Origin of the sequence: Streptomyces sp. KR80, assembly GCF_052245555.1 — a bacterium.
GTDB lineage: Bacteria > Actinomycetota > Actinomycetes > Streptomycetales > Streptomycetaceae > Streptomyces.
The window spans coordinates 62,005-80,717 of sequence record NZ_JBQQCD010000026.1; the positions used below are offsets into that span (position 1 = coordinate 62,005).

At 68.9% G+C, this 18,713-nt stretch carries 16 protein-coding genes and 1 pseudogene; 8 read left to right on the plus strand and 9 right to left on the minus strand.

Annotation, left to right across the window (positions count from 1 at the left end; genetic code table 11):
• Positions 1-4: 4 nt before the first annotated feature.
• The 4 genes from ACTWQI_RS26860 to ACTWQI_RS26875 are packed head-to-tail and all read right to left on the minus strand — an operon-like array spanning position 5 to position 4,293.
• A complete protein-coding gene (locus ACTWQI_RS26860) occupies positions 5-829 on the minus strand; it encodes a carbohydrate ABC transporter permease (protein WP_443274354.1) in 825 nt (274 codons plus the stop codon).
• Between the two features lie 56 nt (positions 830-885).
• Entirely contained in the window at positions 886-1,848 is a 963-nt protein-coding gene (locus ACTWQI_RS26865; protein WP_443274334.1) for a carbohydrate ABC transporter permease, read from the minus strand.
• Positions 1,849-1,887: 39 nt separating this feature from the next.
• Positions 1,888-3,216 (minus strand): ABC transporter substrate-binding protein, encoded by a 1,329-nt coding sequence (locus ACTWQI_RS26870; protein ID WP_443274335.1) that lies wholly within the window; start codon positions 3,214-3,216, stop codon positions 1,888-1,890.
• Between the two features lie 15 nt (positions 3,217-3,231).
• On the minus strand, positions 3,232-4,293 hold the full coding sequence (locus ACTWQI_RS26875) for a LacI family DNA-binding transcriptional regulator (RefSeq protein ID WP_443274336.1): 1,062 nt from the start codon (positions 4,291-4,293) through the stop codon (positions 3,232-3,234).
• Between the two features lie 131 nt (positions 4,294-4,424).
• On the opposite strand from ACTWQI_RS26875, the gene ACTWQI_RS26880 reads away from it, so the two are divergent.
• From ACTWQI_RS26880 to yjfF, 6 genes are all read left to right on the plus strand, one after another.
• The gene (locus tag ACTWQI_RS26880; protein ID WP_443274337.1) at positions 4,425-6,569 is read left to right on the plus strand and encodes a glycoside hydrolase family 36 protein; all 2,145 of its coding nucleotides are present in this window, start codon (positions 4,425-4,427) and stop codon (positions 6,567-6,569) included.
• A 239-nt stretch (positions 6,570-6,808) separates the two neighbouring features.
• Positions 6,809-7,873, plus strand: coding sequence for a LacI family DNA-binding transcriptional regulator (locus ACTWQI_RS26885; protein ID WP_443274338.1), 1,065 nt, complete (start codon positions 6,809-6,811; stop codon positions 7,871-7,873).
• A 161-nt stretch (positions 7,874-8,034) separates the two neighbouring features.
• Positions 8,035-9,033, plus strand: a complete 999-nt coding sequence (locus tag ACTWQI_RS26890; protein ID WP_443274339.1) for an ABC transporter substrate-binding protein — start codon at positions 8,035-8,037, stop codon at positions 9,031-9,033.
• A gap of 88 nt (positions 9,034-9,121) precedes the next feature.
• On the plus strand, positions 9,122-10,654 hold the full coding sequence (locus ACTWQI_RS26895; protein WP_443274340.1) for a sugar ABC transporter ATP-binding protein: 1,533 nt from the start codon (positions 9,122-9,124) through the stop codon (positions 10,652-10,654).
• Positions 10,651-11,739 carry an ABC transporter permease gene (locus ACTWQI_RS26900; RefSeq protein WP_443274341.1) on the plus strand — a complete coding sequence of 363 codons (1,089 nt, stop codon included), beginning with the start codon at positions 10,651-10,653 and terminating at the stop codon, positions 11,737-11,739. The genes ACTWQI_RS26895 and ACTWQI_RS26900 overlap by 4 nt, the downstream gene beginning before the upstream one ends.
• Positions 11,736-12,752, plus strand: a complete 1,017-nt coding sequence (yjfF, locus tag ACTWQI_RS26905; protein WP_443274342.1) for a galactofuranose ABC transporter, permease protein YjfF — start codon at positions 11,736-11,738, stop codon at positions 12,750-12,752. Before ACTWQI_RS26900 ends, yjfF begins: the two co-directional genes overlap by 4 nt.
• Positions 12,753-12,875: 123 nt before the next feature.
• Here the strand turns inward: yjfF and ACTWQI_RS26910 are convergent, their stop codons facing one another.
• The 5 genes from ACTWQI_RS26910 to ACTWQI_RS26930 all read right to left on the minus strand — a co-directional run bounded on the left by ACTWQI_RS26910 (position 12,876) and on the right by ACTWQI_RS26930 (position 16,861).
• Positions 12,876-13,706 (minus strand): pectate lyase, encoded by an 831-nt coding sequence (locus ACTWQI_RS26910; protein ID WP_443274343.1) that lies wholly within the window; start codon positions 13,704-13,706, stop codon positions 12,876-12,878.
• Between the two features lie 107 nt (positions 13,707-13,813).
• A complete protein-coding gene (locus ACTWQI_RS26915; protein ID WP_443274344.1) occupies positions 13,814-14,623 on the minus strand; it encodes a hypothetical protein in 810 nt (269 codons plus the stop codon).
• Positions 14,623-15,153 carry a SigE family RNA polymerase sigma factor gene (locus tag ACTWQI_RS26920; RefSeq protein ID WP_443274345.1) on the minus strand — a complete coding sequence of 177 codons (531 nt, stop codon included), beginning with the start codon at positions 15,151-15,153 and terminating at the stop codon, positions 14,623-14,625. Before ACTWQI_RS26920 ends, ACTWQI_RS26915 begins: the two co-directional genes overlap by 1 nt.
• Before the next feature lie 95 nt (positions 15,154-15,248).
• Complete coding sequence (locus tag ACTWQI_RS26925) at positions 15,249-16,091, minus strand: SMP-30/gluconolactonase/LRE family protein (RefSeq protein WP_443274346.1); 843 nt, start codon at positions 16,089-16,091, stop codon at positions 15,249-15,251.
• Positions 16,088-16,861, minus strand: coding sequence for an IclR family transcriptional regulator (locus tag ACTWQI_RS26930; protein ID WP_443274347.1), 774 nt, complete (start codon positions 16,859-16,861; stop codon positions 16,088-16,090). The genes ACTWQI_RS26925 and ACTWQI_RS26930 overlap by 4 nt, the downstream gene beginning before the upstream one ends.
• Before the next feature lie 236 nt (positions 16,862-17,097).
• Between ACTWQI_RS26930 and ACTWQI_RS26935 the strand changes: the two genes are divergently transcribed.
• Both ACTWQI_RS26935 and ACTWQI_RS26940 read left to right on the plus strand, forming a co-directional pair.
• The gene (locus ACTWQI_RS26935) at positions 17,098-18,252 is read left to right on the plus strand and encodes a mandelate racemase/muconate lactonizing enzyme family protein (protein ID WP_443274348.1); all 1,155 of its coding nucleotides are present in this window, start codon (positions 17,098-17,100) and stop codon (positions 18,250-18,252) included.
• A 26-nt stretch (positions 18,253-18,278) separates the two neighbouring features.
• A pseudogene (locus ACTWQI_RS26940) lies at positions 18,279-18,596 on the plus strand (alcohol dehydrogenase catalytic domain-containing protein); the annotation flags it as partial.
• Positions 18,597-18,713 lie beyond the last annotated feature (117 nt).

An 18,713-nucleotide genomic window follows, 5' to 3' on the forward strand; every position in this document is an offset into this window, starting at 1 on the left:
CCAGTCATTTGACGGCTCCACTGGTGATTCCGGACACGATCTTTCGCTGGGCCACCAGGAACACAGCGACCATGGGCAGGCTCATCACCACGACGTACGCGAAGACGAGATGCCAGTTGTCGAGGTAGAGCTGGGCGCTGGCGACCTTGTAGAGGTTGAGCGGCAGGGTCGCCTGTTCTCCCCCGCCGAGGACGAAGAAGGCGTAGAAGATGTCGCTCCAGGCGTAGAGCATCACCATGATCGTGGCGGTGGCGATCACCGGTCGGAGCAGCGGAAGGATGATCCGCAGGAAGATCCACAGCGGCTTGGCCCCGTCCATCCGCGCGGCCTCTTCCAGCTCCATGGGGATGGCCCGGATGAACCCGGTCATGAAGAAGATCGACGTGGACAGATACATCCCGGTGTAGACGGCGATCATTCCGGGACTGGTGCCCGCGAGGCCGAGCTGCCGCAGCTCCATGACGATGGTGATGACGGCGGGCGGCAGCAGCAGTCCGCTGATGGTGAGTGCGTACGCCGCCGAGACCAGCTTCGACGTGCGGCGCGCGAAGACCCAGGCGGCGCCTGCGCCCAGGATCAGCACCAGCACCACCGACGGCACCACGACCAGAAGGGAGTTGAAGAAGCCGCGGAACATCTCGCCCTGGGCGACGGCGTCCTCGTAGTTGCTCGCGGGCTGCCACTGCTGCGGCAGGTCGAGGTTCGGCTCGATCGCCTCGGCCTGTGGCTTGGCCGAGGTGACGGCGACCAGCCACAGCGGTACGCCGACGGCGAGCCCGGCGAGCAGCAGGACGAGGGCCGGGCGTCCGTAACGCCACAGCGGGGACACATGGGTGGGAGACGCATGAGTGCGAGACACACGAGGGGAAGCCACATGGGTGGCGGTCACAGCATCTGCTCCCTTCGGCGCAGCCCGATGACCAGCGGGATCGCGACGGCGACCACCACCAGGAACAGGACGAGGCTCATCGCGGAGGCCTGCGCGTAGAGGCCCTGTCCGAAGATCCGGAACATGTAGATGTTGAAGACCTCGGTGGAGGCGGCCGGGCCGCCGCCCGTGGTGGCCTGCACGATGTCGAAGGTGTTCATCGAGCCGATGAGCGCCGTCGTCACATTGAAGGTGACGGCGGGCGCGAGCATGGGCCAGCGCACCGACCAGAAGGTCCGCCAGGGCCCGGCGCCGTCCATCTTGGCCGCTTCCAGCATGTCGCCCGGGATGCCCTTGAGCCCGGCCAGATAGATCAGCATGGACAGGCCCATCCACTTCCAGCCGTGGATGACCGTGACCACCACCAGGGTCCAGGCGGTGGAGCCCAGCCACGGGAGGTCCGTGCCCAGGGCCTGGTTGAGCGCGCCGTCCTGGTTCAGCAGTGCCTGGAAGACATAGCCGACGGCGAGCGCCGAGATGAGCACCGGGAGGAAGAAGACCGCCCGGAAGAACCGGTTGAAACGGGTGTCCTGCTCCAGCAGCAGGGCCAGGACGAGACCGAAGCCGTTCTGGAACAGGGCGGCCAGCGCGGCGTACAGCAGGGTGGTGCGCAGCGCTCCCAGCAGGGAGCCGTCCTCGGCGACGGTCCTGAAGTTGTCCAGGCCCGTGAAGGCGATGTCCGCGTGGTACGAGGACCAGTTGGTGAACGGATAGTAGAAGTTGAGGAGGTTGGGCACCAGGAAGAAGGCCACGAAGACGACGATCGCGGGCAGCGCGAACCACCAGGGGTGGTGGACGGCCGCGCGGGGCAGCCGTCCCACCTTCTTCTGCTTCTCTTGCTGCGGGGCGCAGGAGAGTGCCGGCGTCTTCCCGTGCGTACGGCGTACGACGGTGTCGGTGTGCGTGTCGGCGTGGGCCATCAATTCTTCCCCCCGGGTCGACCACGGGTCCGGCCGCGGTCAGAAGCCGGGCGCATCCTGGGCCTTGGCCACCTGCGCGAACTGGTCCTGAATGGCCTGGGCGACCTGCTTGGGCGTCTTCTTCCCGAAGATCATGTCGGCGAGGTAGAGGTGGGTGTCCGGGGCGACGATGGCCTTGGCCTGGAAGACGCCGCTGGCGGTGGGCAGCGCCTCGACCTGGGCCTTGGACGTCTCGGGGAGCCCGTTCGGGGTGGGCACGGACGGCTGCACGGACGGGATCTTCATCGCCCTGATGTAGTCGTCGTAGTCCGGGCCGAGCCAGAAGGCGAGGAACTGGCGGGCGGCGTTCTGCCGCTTCTCGTCGCCGGTCTTGAAGGCGACGACCCCGTTCGTCTGGTCGGGTGAGTACATGCCGGTGGCCGAGGAGTTGGAGACCGGGAACCAGCCGATCTTCTTGTCCATCTCCGCGGTGGAGTACTTGGCCTGGAGCTGGCTCTGGAAGGAGGTGACGTTCAGGACCATGCCCACCTCGCCCTTCCACAGCGCATCGGCCTGGCCGGTGAAGGTGCCCGTCTTGTAGTTCTTCTGGGCGAGGCCGGCGCCGAGCAGCTTCTCCTGGTACTTCTTGACGGCATTGACGACGACCGGGTCGGTCCACTTCTCCTTGTTCTTGTTGAGGTCGGCCCACCACTGCTTGTCGAGGTCAGTGAGCTGGACCTGCATCTGCCACTGGAGCGGCCACTTGTCGCCGCCGGCCTCGTAGAAGCCGGCCGCGTCCGTCTTGTCCACGACCTTCTGGCCGAGGGCCAGCAGTTCGTCGTACGACTCCGGGAAGTCTTGCTCGCTGATCCCGGCCTTCTTGAAGACGTCCTTGTTGTAGTAGATGCCGAGCATGGCCGGGCTGGTGACAATCGCCGCGTACCGCTTGCCGTCGATGATGCCGAGCGAGCGCTCGGTGTCGCCCAGCTTGGACTCCCAGGGCTCGCCGTCCAGGGTGAGCAGGTTCTGCTGGGGCTGGATGAACGGGAGCGTGGAGATGGACGGCTGCCAGAACATCAGGTCGGGCCGGTCGCCGGAAGCCAGCTTGGTCGGCACGTTCTGCTCGTAGAGGTCGGGGATGGCCTGCCTCTCGACCGTGGCGCCGGTGGCCTTCTCAAAGGCCTCGACGACCTGCTTGGGCGCGTTGATGGTGTTCTGCGCCGTCCACATGGTCAGCTTCACACCGTCCAGGCGGGCTGTTGGGTCGACCTCGGTCTTGGTGCCGGCTTTGTCCGCGTCACCGGCGCTGCCCGCGGTGGGGTCGCTGCAGGCGGTGGCGGCCAGGGCGGCGGCGCATATCAAGGCCAGGACGGGGAGGACTCTGTTCATGGCGGTTTCTCTGCCTCACTGAGAGGGGGGCGTGCATGGTTGTGGATGGGGCGGCGGCGACCCCGAGCTCTCCCGCACCACCAGCTCCGGTACGGACACCGGGTGCGGGGCCACCGGCGCGAACTCCTCCAGCACCCCGTGCAGCAGGCCGAAGGCTGCCCGCCCGAGGCCGGTGAAGTCCAGGCGTACGGTCGTGAGTGACGGCGTGAGATACGCCGAGTGCGGGGCGTCGTCGAAACCGGCCACGCTGACCTCACCCGGCACCGCCCGGCCCGCCTCGTGCAGGGCGCGGATCACCCCGAGTGCGAGGTCGTCGTTGCCGCACAGGATCGCGGTGACGGCCGGGTCTTTCGCGAGCCGCCGCCCCGCGGCGTACCCGCCCCCGGGTCCCCAGCTTCCCTGCACCGGCCAGGTTTCCGGGGCGCCGGCCTCGCGCAGGGCCTGCCGCCAGCCGGTGGTACGGGCGCTGGTGCGGCGGGTGCTCGACGGAATGGCGACGTAGTGCACGGTCTCGTGGCCGAGGGACAGGAGATGACGGGTCGCCTCGTGGGCGGCCTCGCGGTCATCCGTCCACACCCAGGGGCGGTCGCCGCCGGGCGGGCTGGCCGGGGTCTCGACCACACCGACGACCGGCAGTTCCGGAGGGACGGCACCCAAGGCCCGTACCCCAGCGGGATCGTAGGCGATCACGATCAGTCCGCCGCCCGCGTCCGCGGCCCGCTGCACCTCGGCGGTGACGGCGGGCTCCTTGGCTGATTCGAGTACGCCGATCCCGACCGAGTACGAGGCGGCGCGGGCGGCTTCCTCGATGCCCTGGAGGATCGACGCATAGCCGTAGTGCGTGGTGTTGGCGGTGAGTACGGTCACCAGGCGGCTGCGCCCGCTGGCCAGCGCGAGCGCGGTGGCGCTGCGCCGGAATCCGAGTTCCTCGATGGCGGCGAGGACCCGCTCCCGGGTGGACGGCTTGACGCTGGGATGACTGTTGATCACCCGGGAGACTGTCTGGTACGAGACGCCGGCTGCGGTGGCGACATCCCGGATACTCGCCTGGCGCCTTGTGTGACCGGTCACATCCATGCGAGGATTGTGACCGGTCACACATTGGTCGTCAAGACTCCGTAGCGATGGATTCACGCGAGTGACCCGGGCCGCAGGTACGGGCGTTGCGGCGCACCGGCGGGCTCTTCAGTCTCAGAAGGGGGAACACGTTGACCGGTACGGCGCACACGGGCACCGCAGGCGGGGGCACCGACGTCCCGGGGAAGCTGACGTGGGGTCACTCGGCGCTCGACACGGAGTTCGCCACCGGCCCCGACGGGACGCTGCGGCTGGTCACGCTGGCCCGCCCTGGTGACTCCGAGCCCCGGTCCGACCCCAACGCGCCTCTCCCCCTCGTCGACCTCACCGCTCTCGGACACGGCAGCGGCTGGTCCGGCCCGCGCTTCACCGGTACGGCGTTCGGCACGCGGCTGCGCCACAAGACCGTCACCACGAGCCGGGACGACACCTGGCACCGGCTCTGTATCGAACTCCACGACCCGGTGACCGCCTTGACGGCCTTCGTCGAGCTGTCCTCGCCCGACGGCGTACCCGTGCTGCGCTCCCGCGTCCGGCTCCGCAACGACGGCGACGAACCCCTCGTCGTCCAGTCCGTCAGCAGCCTGCTCGCCGGCGCCCTCCCCTCCCCCGACGCCCTTCTGGTGCTGCGCGCCCGCAACGACTGGCTCGCGGAGTGCCGTTGGTACGCCGAGCCGCTGCGCGACACCGTCGCGGACATCAGCGTCGACGCACACCAGCACGACAGTCGCGCCGCCCTCGTCGTCGCCGGACGCGGCAGCTGGTCGACTGACGGCCACCTCTCCATGGGCGCCCTGGTCGAGCCCACCACGGAACGGGCCTGGCTGTGGCAGATCGAGTCCCCGGCCGGCTGGCGCTGGGACCTCGGCGAACGCGCCCACCACACGTGTCTCGCGCTGAACGGCCCCACGGACGCCGAGCACCAGTGGCGCGTCCGCCTGGAGCCCGGCGCGGAGTTCACCACCGTCCCGGCCGCCCTCGCCCTCGGCACCGGCTTCGACGGCGCCCTGGCCGCCCTCACCGCGTACCGGCGTACCATCCGCCGCCCGCACCCGGACCACACCGCCCTGCCCGTCGTCTTCAACGACTACATGAACACGCTGATGGGCGACCCGACGACCCAGAAGCTGCTCCCGCTGATCGACGCGGCGGCCGAGGCCGGGGCGGAGTATTTCTGCATCGACTCCGGCTGGTACGACGAGGACACGCAGGGCTGGTGGGACAGCGTGGGCGAGTGGCTGCCCTCGCCGCGCCGCTTCCCGGACGGCGGTATCCGGGCCGTCCTGGACCGGATCCGCGAGCGCGGCATGGTGCCGGGGCTGTGGCTGGAGCCGGAGGTCGTCGGCGTACGCAGCCCGGTCGCGTCCGCGCTGCCGCCGGACGCCTTCTTCCGGCGCGACGGCGTACGCATCACCGAACAGGGCCGCCACCAGCTGGATCTCCGGCACCCGGCGGCCCGAGCGCACCTCGACAAGACCGTCGACCGGATGGTCGGCGACTGGGGGGTGGGCTACCTCAAGCTCGACTACAACATCGTGGTCGATCCGGGCACGTGCGCCCCCGGGGACCTCTCCCCCGGCGACGGGCTGCTGGGCCATGCCCAGGCCTACCTGGAGTGGCTGTCGGAGGTCCTGGACCGGCACCCGGGCCTGGTCATCGAGAACTGCGCCTCGGGCGGCATGCGCATGGACGGTGCCTCGCTGGCCGTCGCCCAGCTCCAGTCCACCAGCGACCAGCAGGATCTGCTGCGCTATCCGCCGATCGCGGCCTCTGCCCCGACCGCCGTACCGCCGGAACAGGGCGCAGTGTGGGCATACCCGCAGCCGGAGTTCAGCGACGACGAGATCTCGTTCACGCTGGGCGGGGCGCTTCTGGGCCGTATCCATCTCTCCGGTCACCTGAACCGGATGTCACCTGACCAACTCGCCCTGGTAAGAGACGCAGTGATGACGTACAAGTCGATTCGCGGCGATCTGGCGGAGGCCGTGCCGTTCTGGCCGCTCGGGCTGCCGGGATGGACGGACGAGTGGCTGGCCCTGGGGATGCGGGTGCCCGGGGGCCACTCGTACGTGTCGGTCTGGCGCCGTCCGGGCGACGAAGGTCGCTCCGAACTCGCCGTTCCCATCCCCCACTTGGCGGGCAGTGCTGTCCTTGCGGAGATCCTGCACCCGTCGGCACCGGCCGGGACGGCCGTCTGGGACGCGGACCGGTCGGCGCTCACCGTGTCACTGCCGCGCACACCCACGGCCCTGCTCGTTCGGTTGAGTAGACCTTGAAGGTGCGGGCGGAACTCACCCCGGCTGTCGGCCCGCTCTTCCACCGATCTCCAGCCGAACGGCTCCACCCATCAGCTGATTTCCACGGAACTAGACACAGCGTGATGTCTCGGCGCTGAGTCGGGACGTGAACCTGAGCGCTCAACTCCACTCTGCAGTGGCCCTCGGTCACGTTACCCAAACGTGACGCCTCCCTTTCTGTGGGACCTCTTGACCGCCGTGAATTGTTAGCGCTCACAATGACTCTCGCGTTCACGAACCGTCCAAGGAGTACCGCCGTGGCACAACCGCCGCTTCGGCCACCGACCATGGCCGATGTCGCACGGCTGGCCGGGGTGTCCCACCAGACCGTTTCCCGCGTGATGGGGGACCACCCCAACGTGCGGGACGGGACACGCACCAAGGTGCTGCGCGCGATCGAAGAGTTGGGCTACCGCCGCAACTCCTCCGCACGGGCCCTGGCCACTCGGCGCACCCGGACTCTCGGGGTGGTCGCTTCCAACACCACCCTCTACGGCCCGGCGAGCACCTTGTTCGGGCTTGAGGAGGCGGCACGCGCCGAGGGATACCTCGTCTCCACGGTCAGCCTGCGCAGGCTGACCGTGGGGAAGCTGTCCGAGGCCCTGGACCACCTCAGCGAGGGTGGGGTGGAGGGAGTGGTCGCCATCGCCCCGCACCGGTCGGCGGTCGCTGCCCTGGCTGAACTCCGCCACCCCTTTCCGGTGGTGATCGTGGGGAGCGGCCACGCCATGGGGATCCCCAGCATCAGTGTGGACCAGAACCTGGGTGCACAGCTGGCCACCGGTCATCTCCTGGAGGTCGGCCACCGCAAGGTCTGGCATGTCGCGGGCCCTGAGGACTGGCTGGAGGCGGAGGACCGGGCGGCCGGGTGGCGGGCGGCTCTCGGAGCGGCAGGTATCGAGCCACCCCCGCTACTGAGGGGGGACTGGAGTCCGCTGTCGGGCTACCAGGCGGGCCGGGAACTGCTCGGCTGGGCAGGTCGCGGCCTGACCGCGGTCTTCGTGGCCAACGACCAGATGGCGCTGGGCCTGTTGCGGGCGCTGCGCGAAGCGGGCGTGGGAACTCCCGATGACGTCGCGGTGGTCGGCTTCGACGACATCCCGGAGTCGGAGTTCTTCGCTCCCCCGCTGACCACGGTCCGGCAGGACTTCTCCGCGGTGGGCGAGCGGAGTATCCGGTTGCTGCTGGACCGGATCGAGGGCCATGCCCCGGCCGGAACGCCTCGGACCGTCATCGAACCCCGACTCGTCGTTCGTGCCAGTACCTCAGGGCACCCACCCTGATGCTCAGAGTCAACTCGCCCTGACGCGGACCGGCCACCCATCCCCGGTCCTATGTGACCGGTATTTCGAACAATGATCGACAGGCTGAACGTAGTCCGGCCTTTCCCCGTACAAGTGCCAGCGGGTCCGTTCCGGGCCGGCACCTCAAAGGAGAAGACACCATGCTCAACAGACGCGATTTCATCACGGCGGCAGTCGGCGTGGCGGCCGCGGGCGGGCTCGCAGCCTGCGCCAAGGAGGATGACTCCACCGGCTCCACCTACGGGACCGGCAAGGGGATCACCCTGGGCTTCTCCCAGGTCGGCTCGGAGAGCGGCTGGCGGACGGCCAACAGCTTGTCCGTGAAGCAAGCGGCCAAGTGGCAGGGCGTCTCCCTCAAGTTCTCCGACGCCCAGCAGAAGCAGGAGAACCAGATCTCGGCGATCCGCAGCTACATCGCCCAGAAGGTGGACGTCATAGCCTTCTCGCCGGTGGTCGTCACCGGCTGGGACGCGGTCCTGAAGGAGGCCAAGGCCGCGAAGATTCCCGTCGTCCTCACCGACCGCTCGGTGGAGACCTCCGACCCATCCCTGTACGTGACGCTGGTCGGCTCGGACTTCACAGCCGAGGGCGAACGCGCAGCGGTGCTGCTGGAGAAGGTTCTCGAAAAGGCCGGCCACAAGGGCGCCGTGAAGATCGCACAGTTGGAGGGCACCACCGGTGCCGCCCCGGCGATCGAGCGGGCCAAGGGCTTCGCCAAGGTCATGAAGGCGAAGCACCCGGACTGGAAGATCGTGGCCAGCCAGACCGGTGACTTCACCCGGGCCGGCGGCAAGCAGGTCATGGCGGCCTTCCTGCAGGCCCATCCGGACATCGACGTGCTGTTCGCGCACAACGACGACATGGCCATCGGCGCCATCCAGGCCATCGAGGCGGCGGGCAAGAAGCCCGGCAAGGACATCCTGATCGTGTCGATCGACGGCGTCCGCGACGGCTTCGTCGCCATGTCGAAGGGCAAGATCAACGCCATCGCCGAGTGCAACCCGCTGCTCGGCCCCCAACTGATGGACGTCGTGAAGAAGGTGCACGCCGGCGAGTCGGTTGGGCGGTGGATCAAGACCAAGGAGGCCGACTTCACCCAGGAGCAGGCCAAGGCCGCCCTTCCGAAGCGCAAGTACTGACCGGACAACCGCGGCAGGGAGCCTCCGGCCGAGCACGTCGGCCAGGGGCTCCCGCCGGCCGTGAACGAATTCCACGAGGAGCGCTGCCATGGCAGAGCCACTGCCCGTCCTTGAGATGACGGGCATATTCAAGGAGTTTCCGGGAGTACGGGCTCTGTCGGGCGTCGACTTCCGGCTCTTCCCCGGCGAGATCCACGCCCTGCTTGGCGAGAACGGTGCCGGGAAGTCCACCCTCATCAAGGTGCTGACGGGGGTCCACTCGCTGGACGCCGGCACCATCACCCTCGACGGGCGGTCCGTGCGGTTCGCCAGCCCGCTGCAGGCGCAGCAGGCCGGCATCAGCACGGTCTACCAGGAGGTCAACCTCTGCCCCAACCTCTCGGTGGCGGAGAACGTCTTCATCGGACGTGAACCGACCCGCGCGGGCCGGATCCAGTGGAAGCAGCTGCGCCAGGAGGCCGCGAAGCTGGTGGACCGGCTCGGCCTCGATCTCGACGTCTCCGCGCCGCTGGGCTCGTACCCGCTGGCCGTGCAGCAACTGGTGGCCATCGTACGGGCCGTGGGCACCGGCGACGGCCGCGGCGCGGGCACCAAGGTGCTGATCCTGGACGAGCCGACCTCCAGCCTCGACCGCGACGAGGTCCTGGAGCTGTTCGCCCTGATGCGGCGCCTCAAGAACGAGGGCGTGGCGATCCTTTTCGTGTCGCACTTCCTCGACCAGATCTACGAGGTCTGCGACCGGATGACCGTTCTGCGCAACGGCACCCTGGTCAGCGAGCACATGGTCCGTGACCTGGACCAGATGGGGCTGGTCAAGCTCATGATCGGCAAGGACCTGGACGAGCTGGAGGAGCTCCACGACCACCAACTGCGGTCCGACGTCGGCGACTCGCTGCTCACCGCGGAGGGCCTCGGCAAGACCGGCCGCATCGCCCCCTTCGACCTGGAGATCCGGTCGGGCGAGGTGATCGGGCTCGCCGGGCTGCTCGGGTCGGGCCGCACCGAACTCGCCCGGCTGCTCTTCGGCGCCGACCAGCCGGACAGCGGGAAGCTGGCCGTGGGCGGGCGACAGGTCTCGCTCCACGCTCCGAACGACGCGATCGCCGCGGGCGTCGCGTTCTGCTCGGAGAACCGCAAGACCGAGGGCCTGGTCCCCGACCTGACCGTACGGGAGAACATCATCCTCGCACTGCAGGCGGCGCGCGGCTGGACCCGGCCCATCCCGGTCTCCCAGCGCGACGAACTCGTCGCCAAGTACATCCGAGCGCTGGACATCCGGCCCGCTGATCCGGAGGCCAGGGTCGGCGCGCTGAGCGGCGGAAACCAGCAGAAGGTGCTGCTGGCCCGCTGGCTGATCACACAGCCGAAGCTGCTGATCCTGGACGAGCCGACGCGCGGTATCGACGTCGGCGCGAAGGCCGAGATCCAGAAACTCGTGGTCTCACTCTCCGAGGAGGGCATGTCCGTGCTGTACATCGCTGCCGAGCTGGAGGAGGTACTCCGGCTCAGTCACACCATCGGAGTGCTGCGCGACCGTCGGCTGGTGGCGCGGCTGGCCAACGGGCCCGAAATCACTCCGAGCCGGATCCTGGAGACCATCGCGAGCGGAGAGCACCAGTGAGCACCACTTCCCGATGGCGTGCGGTGACGCATCACCGGCTCTTCTGGCCGGTCGCGGTCCTGGTCGGACTGCTGCTCGTCAACGTCCCCTTCACGCCTGACTTCTTCTCGATCCATCTGAGGGACGGCCACCTCTACGGCAGCCTCGTCTCGATCGTGCTGTTCGGCTCACCGCTCATCCTGGTGGCCGTCGGCATGACCCTGGTGATCGCCACCGGCGGCATCGACCTCTCCGTCGGTGCGGTGGTCGCGATCGCCGGGGCCCTGGCCTGTCTGTCCATCAGCGGCGAGACGGACCAGAACAGCGTGTCCGGTGTCCTGCTCGCGCTGGGCCTGGCGCTGGTGGCCGCGCTGGTGTGCGGCCTCTGGAACGGTGTGCTGGTCGCCAGGATGGGGATCCAGCCGATCATCGCCACGCTGATCATCATGGTCGCCGGGCGTGGTGTCGCCCAGCTGATCACGGACGGGCAGATCGTCACCGTCAACAGCGATCCGTTCAAACTGATCGGCGGCGGATACTGGCTGACGCTGCCCTTCTCCATCTTCGTGGTGGCCGCCGTCGTGGCCGTCACCGTGGTGCTGACCCGCCGCACGGCGCTCGGACTGCTGGTCGAGTCGGTCGGCGGCAACGCCGAGGCCAGCCGCCTGGTGGGCATCAGGGCCCGCCGCATCAAGATCATGGTGTACGTGTTCTGCGCGCTGTGCGCGGGCATCGCCGGCCTGATGATCAGCTCCAACACCTCGGCCGCGGACGGCAACAACGCCGGTCTGTGGATCGAGCTCGACGCGATCCTCGCCGTGGTGATCGGCGGAACCTCGCTTCTGGGCGGCCGGTTCTCCATCAGTGGCACGGTGATCGGCGCCCTCGTCATTCAGACCTTGACCACCACGATCTACACCATTGGCGTACCGACCCAGACCAACCTCGTCTTCAAGGCCGCCGTCGTCATCATCGTCTGCCTTCTGCAGTCCCCGAAGTTCCGCGCCAAGGTCTTCGGCGCCAGGTCGCGCGGCACGAAGACCCCAGCCCCGGTGGAGACCGCCGCGGTGGTCGAGACCGCTCCCGAGATGGAGGTGTCGCGATGAGCGCGGCCACCGACACCCGTACTCCTGTGAACGCCAGGACCACCCGCCTGCTGGGCGACCGGCGGCTGCCCGTCCTGGTGACGGCGGCCCTGTTCCTGGCGATGTACGCCGCCGGTCTGAGCCGGTACCAGAACTACGGGTTCGCCGAACCGCAGGTGTTCATGAACCTGTTCATCGACAACGGCTACCTGCTGGTCGCCGCCGTCGGTGCCACCTTCGTGATCCTGTCGGGCGGAATCGACCTGTCCGTCGGCTCGGTCATCGGCTTCACCACCATGCTGACGGCGTGGCTGGTGGAGCGTCAGGACGTTCCGCTGTTTGTGGTGATACCCATCGCGCTGGGTGTGGGGTCCCTCGGTGGCTTCCTGATGGGCTATGTGATCCACAACTTCGAGATCCAGCCCTTCATCGTGACGCTCGCCGGGCTCTTCCTCTTCCGCGGTCTGTGCCTGGTCATCAGCAAGGAGTCCATCTCCATCACCGACCCCTCCATCGGCAGTCTCGCCCAGACCCAGGTGACACTGCCCGGCGGATCGTTCCTGTCGATCGGCGCCGTGGTCTCGCTGATCGTCCTCGCCACCGCGTACTCCGTACTGCACTACACGCGCCTGGGACGCCGGGTGTACGCCATCGGCGGGAACGAGCAATCGGCCCTGCTCATGGGCCTTCCGGCGGGCGACACGAAGATCGCTGTGTATACGGTGAGCGGCTTCTGCTCGGCACTGGCCGGGCTCCTGTTCACGCTGTACATCCAGTCCGGTGACCCGCTGCACGCCGTCGGGATGGAACTCGATGCGATCGCCGCGGTGGTGATCGGCGGCACGCTGCTCACCGGCGGCTCCGGCTATGTGCTGGGCACCCTGTTCGGGGTGCTCGTCCTGGGCCTGATCAAGAGCATCATCCAGTTCGAGGGAACGCTCAGCTCATGGTGGACGAAGATCGCCACCGGGGTGCTGCTCTGCGCCTTCATCCTGATCCAACGCGCCATGACGGCACGCGGGAAGAAGACCTGAGTCACCGCAAGGTGGCACGCGCCGGCATGGACCGGCGCGTGCCACCGCGCCCTGCGGGGACAGAATCGACGGCGGCCTTGCGGATCAAGACCTCCAGTCCGCTGGGCGCGCGAAAGCGGGAGGTCAGTCGTACGTGATGTCCGAGGCCGAGTAGCGGCAGTACGTGCCGTCCGGGCCGCTGCCCGTCTCCACCGGCTCGTCTCCGGTGTCGTTGCCCCGGTACCGGACGCACGGCTTGATCTTCTTGCCCTGGTCGCCGTGGATACGGATGTTCCGCAGCGCGGCGGTGTCCCCGTAGTTGGAGTTGATGCCTACCACGGACGTGCCGCGGTACGTCACATCCACGTCGTTGAGGATGATGGTGCGCTTGTACTGGGTGGAGCAGTTCCCGCAGCTGCGCACCAGCTTCCCGAAGTCGGCCACCTGGAACCTGGTGACGACGAGTTTGCCCGCGCCGTTGAACTGGAAGACCTTGTCGGCGGCCTTCCGTGCACCGCCGCCGTGCACCGTGTACACGGACTTCGCGGACTTCCCCTTGAAGGTGGCGGCGTCCTCGCCGACATCCTCCCACCAGACGTTCTGCAGTGTGCAGCTGCCCATGCAGTGGATGCCGTCCGCAGCGGGGGAGCCGAGGACGACGTTCTTGAGCACGGCCCCGTCCTTCAGCTTGAAAAGGGGGTCCTGGCCCTCGCCCTGGCCTCCGTCGCCCAGGTCTCCGCTGCCGTAATGGCGCTTGAGCTTGCCGTCCAGGGTGCCGGACACCTCGATGGTCTTGGTGACGGGTGTGCTGCCGTTCGGTGTGGGCCACGGGTCGGCGGCGCTCGCGGGTGACAGCAGCGAACTCGTCGCGATGGCGGCTCCGGTCAGCCCGAACGCCGCGATACCGCTGATCACGGCCCGCCGGCGGCTGAGGGTCTTGCGGTGACGAATGCGTCGCCCAACTCGTTGAGTCATGTCGCTTTTCCTTGCACGGGGGTGAGACATTGCGTCGAGTGGTCGCCGCCAGGTGCGGAAAAGTTGCCAGGGATCAAGGCAGCCCGGATTCGGGTGTCTCAGGGGCTCTACGGGGCGAAGTTCCCCTCCACCCGGAGCCGTTCACCGCCGACCCGGCTGTCGGCCGCATAGCTGTCCTCAGACGCATCTCGGGCGCCCCGCTCGTGGTCGTACTGACCGGCGAAGAGGTGCCGGCCCGTGGCCACGGTACGGCCGGGCTTCAACCGCCAGCGGTACACGAGAAACCCGTCCAGCTCGTCGACGGTGAGCGTGAAGTCCTCCGCGGGAAGGGAACTCCAGGCGCCGGCCGAGCTGACGCCACTGGTGAGCGCGATGCGCAGCTCCACGGTGAGCGCGTCCAGGGGCGTCGTCGTCTTAAGAGTCACAGTGCTCTGTGCCCAGAACTCATTGCTGTGCGGATCGACGGAGCCGTCGCTCCTGAGCGGGCCGTCCTCGGTGCGGCCACCGCGGGGCGGGATGCCCTGTGCGGGCGGGGCGGTGCGCGTGGGCGAGGGGGCGTCGGGTGTCCGGGGCGCGCCCCTCGACGAGGTCGGCGGCCCACCGGTCGCGGCGTCGGAGCCTTGGTTCTCCGGGTCCGCCGCGGGGGGCTTCGCCGACGAGGGAGGGGCGGTCGCGGTCCGCGCCGGCCCAGGGCCCTGCACCACGGACGCCACCGCGTATCCGCCGGCCGTCAGCACACCGGTCACGGCGGCGGTCGCGCCCACGACACGCAGCCACGAAGGAGGGCCGACGTGGCGCCGGGGCGGCTGCTCGTGCCCGGGCGCCGCGATGCCGCGCTCGACCCGTGCCAGCATCCGTTCGCGGTCGGGTCGGTGGGAGGCGGCCGCGTCCTTCAGCTGCCGTCGCAGCCTGTCCATCAGTTCCTCCCTCCCACCAGTTCCGCGGATACGCGGGCGCCGAGCAGCCGCTCCAGCTGGGCAATCCCCTTCGACGTCTGGCTCTTCACCGTACCTACCGATACCCCGAGGGCGAGCGCCGTCTCCCGCTCCGACAGGTCGAAGGCGTGCCGCAGCACGACGCAGGCGCGCTTGCGGAACGGCAGAGTGCGCAGCGCTTCCTGCACATCGACGACGGTGGGCACATCCGGATCATCGGCCCAGCCCGAGTGCGTCGCCCAGAAGAGCGCGATGCGGCGGCGTTCTCGTACGGCACTGCGGACCCGGCTGCGCGCCAGGTTCGCGACGACACCCCGGGCGTACGCGGGGGGGTGTTCGGCCGCGCGGACCCGGTCCCAGCGGTGCCACATGGCGACCAGCGCATCCGCCGCCAGATCGTCGGCTCCCTCGGACTCACCGGTCAGCATGTGGGCGAGTCGGGCGAGTTCCGCATAGTGGCGCTCAAAGAAGTCATGGAACTCCGCGGCGGCGTCATCCGCTGGTATGCCCACGGCGGCCTCTTCCTGAGCTGCAAGTCTTTCCCTGGCATCGGTTCCCCGGCCCCTCCGGGTCCCGCCGAAGGAAGGCGCGAGCTGAGCAACCGCGTTCAGCCGCCGAAGGGGAGAGCGGCCACTCCCCGGCCCGCGCCCTGGAGGACCAGCAGGGATCCGGCGAGCGGATCCGGGTCCCGCAGACCGGTGCGGGCCGTGGTGATGTACAGGTCACGCAGGTCCGGGCCGCCGAAGGTGCAGGCCGTGGGTCGGCGCACGGGCAGCCCCACGGTCCGGTCGAGCCGCCCGTCCGGTGTGTAGCGGCGGATCTGAGCACCGTCCCACAGGGCGACCCAGACGCAGCCGTCAGCGTCGACGGTGAGCCCGTCGGGAAAGCCCGATCCGGGCTCGATGACGGCGAACTCCCGCCGCTCCACGATGCGTTGATCTTCAGCACACAGCACGTCGATACGCCGGGTGGGGCTGTCGATGTAGTAGATCAGCGTACCGTCCGGGCTCCAGCCGGTCCCATTGCTGACGGTCACCTCGCTCAGCAGGACGGTGGCCGTTGCGTCGGGGCCGATACGGGACAGCGTGCCGCCGCCCGGAGCTTCGTCGTAGCGCATGGTGCCCGCCCACAGTGCCCCGTCGGGCGCTACGGCGGCGTCGTTTCCGCGACGGCCCGGCACCGGGTCCCGTACCAGCCAGGCGAACGCGCCATCGGCGTCGTACAGGCCGATCCCGTCCCGGAGGTTGACCACGAGACCGCCACCGGACCGCGGCTTCGCGGCGCCGACATGCTGCTCGGTGGCCATGACGGTGCGGTGTCCGGTCACCGGATCCCAGGTGTGGACACGGGAGCCCAGGATGTCCACCCAGATCAGCCGACCGGTGGCCGGGTCCCAGGTCGGCCCCTCGCCGAGCGCGGCCCGTTCGCGGACCGCGACATCGACCTTCACCAGGCGCCCCGGTGACCAAGGCTGGTGGACAGGTCGCCGGCGCCCTTCGCGGCCAACTCGGCGAGTTCGCTCTCGCGCTCCTCGCTCCAGCGGCTCATGGGCACGGAAATGGAGAGCGCGGCGACGACTGCGCCCGAGCGGTCCCGCACGGGCGCGGCGACGCAGCTCACGTCCGGGTTGGCCTCGCGGTGCTCGGCGGCGATGCCGCGCTCCCTGGTCGCAGCGAGTTCCTCGCACAGCACCTCCGCGTCGGTGATGCTGTTGTGGGTCAGCGCGTCGAGTTCGCCGCACTCCTCGAGGCGCGCGTCCAACTCGTCCTCAGGGAGCGAGGCGAGGAGCATCTTGCCGACCGCGGTGCAGTGCGCGGGCAGCCTTCGGCCCGCGGCGGAGACCATGCGGACCGCGTGAGTGGAGTCCACCTTGGCGATATAGATGACGTCGGTGTCCTCGAGGATCGCGACATGGACGGTCTCGTCGCAGGTCTCGGCGACCTCGCGGGCCACCCGCTGACCCTCCGCCGCCAGGTCGAGCTGTTCCGCGTACCGGCTGCCGAGCTGGTAGGTCCGTACGCCGAGGCGATAGTGGCCCGGCTGCTCGGGAACGGGCACCAGGTACGAGCGGGCCGCCAGCGTGGTGACCAGTTCGTGCACGGTGGTGCGCGGCAGCCGGAGTCTGCGGACGATGTCGGGCGCCGAGTGCGTCCCGCCCCCCTCCAGGAACAGTTCGAGTATGTCCAGGGCCCGGGTCACCGCGGGAACCAGTCGCCCCATGGCCGTTCACCCACCCCTCCATGTCGTTCGAGGCTCCGACGGATGGCCGGAATGACGAACACAGCCTAAGGGCAGGCCGCCCGTCGGACAATCGCCCTGACGCACCCAGAGGTTTAGAGGAGGGTGCCACATCACGCCGTGCGCGACCCATTGACACCTGGCGGACTGCATGCTTACGGTCACGCCACAATTTCGAACGACCGTCGACATATCGAACACCGTGAGGGGCAACTGCCGTGCGCATCACTGGAATCAGCACCCATGTCGTCGGAACTCCTTGGCGCAACCTCACCTATGTGCTCGTCCACACCGACGAGGGACTCACCGGCGTCGGCGAGACCCGGATGCTCGGTCACACCGACGCGCTCCTCGGCTACCTCCGCGAGGCGGAGACCAACCACATAGCCGGCTCTGATCCGTTCGCGGTCGAGGACCTCGTACGCCGCATGCAGTACGGCGACTACGGACGCGCGGGCGAGATCGTGATGTCCGGGATCGCCGTGGTGGAGATGGCCTGCTGGGACATCAAGGGCAAGGCACTCGGCGTGCCGGTCTGGCAGCTGCTCGGCGGCAAGGTGACGGACCGGGTGAAGGCGTACGCGAACGGCTGGTACACCACCGAGCGAACCCCGGACGCGTACCACAAGGCCGCCCTGGAGGTCGTCGCGCGCGGCTACCGCGCCCTGAAGATCGACCCTTTCGGCACCGGCCACTTCGAGCTGGACGCCGAGCAGACGAGGTACTCGGTGTCGCTGATCGAGGCGGTGCGCGACGCGATCGGCCCGGACACCGAGCTGATGCTGGAGATGCACGGCCGGTTCAGCCCGGCCACGGCGGTACGCGTGGCGCGCGAACTGGCGCCCTTCGCCCCCGCCTGGCTGGAGGAGCCGGTGCCGCCGGAGAACCTCAAGGCGCTGAAGAAGGTCGCGGACAAGGTGGATCTGCCGATCGCGACGGGCGAGCGCATACACGAGCGCATCGCGTTCCGTGAGCTGTTCGAATCGCAGGCCGCGGACATCATCCAGCCGGACCTCGGACACATCGGCGGAATTCTGGAGACTCGCAAGCTGGCGGCCACCGCAGAGACGCACTACATGCTGGTGGCCCCGCACAATGTGGGCGGTTCCGTCCTGACTGCGGCCTCGCTCCAACTCGCCGCCTGCACCCCGAACTTCAAGATCCTGGAGCACTTCAACGACTTCGCGGACGCCGAGATCAAGAAGGTGGTCAGGGGCGCACCGCGAGTGGACCCCGCCACGGGCTGCTTCGAGGTGTCGCACGCACCGGGTCTCGGTGTGGAGTTCGACGCGGAGGCCGCCGCCGAGTTCCCCCAGCGGCCGGCCCACTTCAACCTGTGGGCCGAGGGCTGGGAGAAGAGGGAGCCGAAGTGAGCCACCCGTCCGCCGAGGGCGCCCCGGTGAGCCGGGCCGTAGTCGTCGACCGTCCGGGCGAGTACCAGCTGGTACGTGGCGGCGTCCGCGAGCCGGGCCCGGGCGACGTGCGCGTGCGCGTCGCGGCTGCCGGTATCTGCATGAGCGACCGCGAGGTGTACGACGGCCACCGCGACGCCTCCTACGTCCGCTACCCGGTGATCCCCGGACACGAGTGGTCCGGCACGGTCGAGGCGGTGGGCGAGGGGGTGGACCCGGCACTGATCGGGCGGAAGACCGTCGCCGAGGGCTTCCGTGCTTGCGGGGTCTGCGAGCGCTGCCGGCTCGGCGAGACCAGTCTGTGCTTCCGGGCAATGACAAGCCCCGCAAGGAGGGCGAGCTCGACCACGAGGGCGCCGAGTGGATACCGGCCTCGGCCGTGAACTGGCGGCGCGCCGACCGGCATCGAGGAGTGTCCCGAG

Bases quoted from the DNA above. Each gene is read 5' to 3' on its own strand.
- ACTWQI_RS26885 (WP_443274338.1), top strand. From the start codon at position 6,809: ATGACTCTCGCGTTCACGAACCGTCCAAGGAGTACCGCCGTGGCACAA.
- ACTWQI_RS26890 (WP_443274339.1), top strand. From the start codon at position 8,035: ATGCTCAACAGACGCGATTTCATCACGGCGGCAGTCGGCGTGGCGGCC.
- ACTWQI_RS26870 (WP_443274335.1), bottom strand. From the start codon at position 3,216: ATGAACAGAGTCCTCCCCGTCCTGGCCTTGATATGCGCCGCCGCCCTG.
- ACTWQI_RS26895 (WP_443274340.1), top strand. From the start codon at position 9,122: ATGGCAGAGCCACTGCCCGTCCTTGAGATGACGGGCATATTCAAGGAG.
- ACTWQI_RS26915 (WP_443274344.1), bottom strand. From the start codon at position 14,623: ATGGACAGGCTGCGACGGCAGCTGAAGGACGCGGCCGCCTCCCACCGA.
- ACTWQI_RS26865 (WP_443274334.1), bottom strand. From the start codon at position 1,848: ATGGCCCACGCCGACACGCACACCGACACCGTCGTACGCCGTACGCAC.
- ACTWQI_RS26875 (WP_443274336.1), bottom strand. From the start codon at position 4,293: ATGGATGTGACCGGTCACACAAGGCGCCAGGCGAGTATCCGGGATGTC.
- ACTWQI_RS26910 (WP_443274343.1), bottom strand. From the start codon at position 13,706: ATGACTCAACGAGTTGGGCGACGCATTCGTCACCGCAAGACCCTCAGC.
- ACTWQI_RS26930 (WP_443274347.1), bottom strand. From the start codon at position 16,861: ATGGGGCGACTGGTTCCCGCGGTGACCCGGGCCCTGGACATACTCGAA.
- yjfF (WP_443274342.1), top strand. From the start codon at position 11,736: ATGAGCGCGGCCACCGACACCCGTACTCCTGTGAACGCCAGGACCACC.